At 63.9% G+C, this 2,111-nt stretch carries 2 protein-coding genes; both read left to right on the top strand.

Annotation, left to right across the window (positions count from 1 at the left end; all coding sequences use genetic code 11):
• Positions 1-1,132, top strand: a 1,132-nt coding sequence (locus VMR03_RS11770; protein WP_325405430.1) for a sulfatase-like hydrolase/transferase, incomplete at its 5' end; no start/stop codon positions are given.
• Between the two features lie 131 nt (positions 1,133-1,263).
• Positions 1,264-2,111: enoyl-CoA hydratase-related protein (locus VMR03_RS11765; protein ID WP_325405428.1), on the top strand; the 848-nt coding region annotated here is incomplete at its 3' end.

Genomic DNA, 2,111 nt, shown 5'->3' with positions numbered 1-2,111 from the left:
ATGGATCGATGGCCGCAAGGACAGCGACACGCCCTGGTTCCTCGCGGTCAATTTCGTCAATCCGCACGACATCATGTTCTTCACCACCGGCGAACATCAGACGGCGACGCGCTACTCGCCCAACATGGTCTCGCCGCTCGGCGGAGCGCCGCGCGATCCCGAATACAGGATCGACTGGAAGTTGCCGTTGCCGAAGAGTTTCGGCGACGATCTTTCGACGAAGCCCTGGGCACATGGCGAAGATGTGGTCCATTGCAACGCCTTTTACGGCGAGATGCCACACGCAAACGAGGACGTCTGGCATCTCTACCGCAACTATTATTTCAACTGCCTGCGCGACGTAGATCGCCAGTTGGGCCTTCTGCTCGATGCGCTGGAGGATAGCGGCGAAGCGGAAAACACCGTGATCGTCTTCACTGCCGATCACGGCGAGATGGCGGCAGCGCACGGACTTCGCGGCAAGGGCCCGACCTATTATCGCGAAGTGGCTTGCGTACCGCTGATCGTCGTCCATCCGGACGGCCCCCGCGCCGTGGAGACGGAGGCGCTCGGCACCTCGCTCGATCTGGCGCCGACGCTGCTTTCCATGGCCGGCATGAGCAACGAGGAGCGCGCCCGGCGCTTCCCCGCGCTGAAAGGCTGCGACCTCTCCCCCTCGATCATGAATAAAGACGGGCGAAGCGAACGCGACGAGCGCGGGACGCTCTATTATTACGGCACGACACTTTATTGGGATCCGGAGCTCATCCGCGCCTTTATCGGGCTCGACAGCGGCAGACCCATGCCCGCCGAGGTAAAGGAACGGATCGACAGCGGGAACTTCCCCTATCGCGGCAACCGGGCGCTTATCCGCGGCACCTTCGACGGGCGCTACCGCTTCGCGCGCTATTTCGCCCCTGCCGATCATCACCGGCCGGAGGACTGGGAGACACTCGCCGCCCGCAACGATCTGGAGCTTTACGATACGGCGAGCGACAGGGACGAAATCGTGAACCTCGCTGCGGACCCCGTGCACCGCGCGACCGTCCTCCGCCTCAATGCGCAGCTGAACGCCGCCACGGATGCCGAAATCGGCGTGGATGACGGAAGAGAATATGACGGCGGCCCGGAGCTCTACAGCCGGGGCGCCTGAGCCGCCTGTTCAACGCCTGACCGTTGCCCGCTCGTCCTGTACAGGCCGGCGGGGCCGCCCGGCTGGCATACGCCCATCTCGGCGCTATAATCCCCGCCAACAATTCAAAACGAAAAGGCAGGGAACGCGCCATGACAGCGATCAACGACGTCACTACGCTCGGGAAGGAAGGCGGCATCGCCGTCGTCACCCTCAATTCGCCGCCCGTGAATGCGCTTTCCGCGCCGGTGCGTGAAGGCATCACCAACGGCATCAAGCAGGCGATCGACGACCCGGACGTCAAGGCGATCGTCCTCATCTGCGACGGCAAGACCTTCATCGCCGGCGCCGACATCACCGAATTCGGCAAGGCGCCGAAGGGCCCGAGCCTTTTCGACGCCCAAGCCATGATCGAGAATGCGCCGAAGCCCGTCATCGCGGCGATCCACGGCACGGCGCTTGGCGGCGGCCTCGAAGTCGCGCTGACCTGCCACTACCGCGTCGCCGTGCCGTCGGCGAAATGCGGCCTCCCCGAAGTCAATCTCGGCCTTCTCCCCGGCGCGGGCGGCACGCAGCGTCTGCCCCGCATCGTCGGCCCTGAAAAGGCGCTGGAGATGATGACGGCGGGAAGCCATGTCGGCGCGAAGGCCTGCAAGGAAATGGGCCTCGTCGACGAACTCGTCGAGGAAGGCAAGCTGCGCGAGGGCGCGATTGCCTTCGCGAATAAGCTCGTCGCCGAGAAGCGTCCGCTGAAGAAGGTGCGCGACCTCAACGAAAAGGTCGAAGCCGCGCGGGGCCATCCGGAGATTTTCGCGAATTTCCGTAAAGCGAATGCCCGCAAGTTCCGCGGCTTCCTCGCGCCGGAATACAATATCCAGTGCATCGAAGCGGCCGTAAATCTTCCCTTCGACGACGGCATCAAGGTCGAGCAGAAACTCTTCCGCGAGCTCATCACCGGCACGCAATCGGCGGCGCAGCGCCATGTCTTCTTCGCCGAGCG

The sequence above is a fragment of the Parvibaculum sp. genome, from assembly GCF_035511255.1.
GTDB lineage: Bacteria > Pseudomonadota > Alphaproteobacteria > Parvibaculales > Parvibaculaceae > Parvibaculum.
Note: the sequence above shows the minus strand (reverse complement) of the source record. Positions and strands in the feature narration are given on the sequence as shown.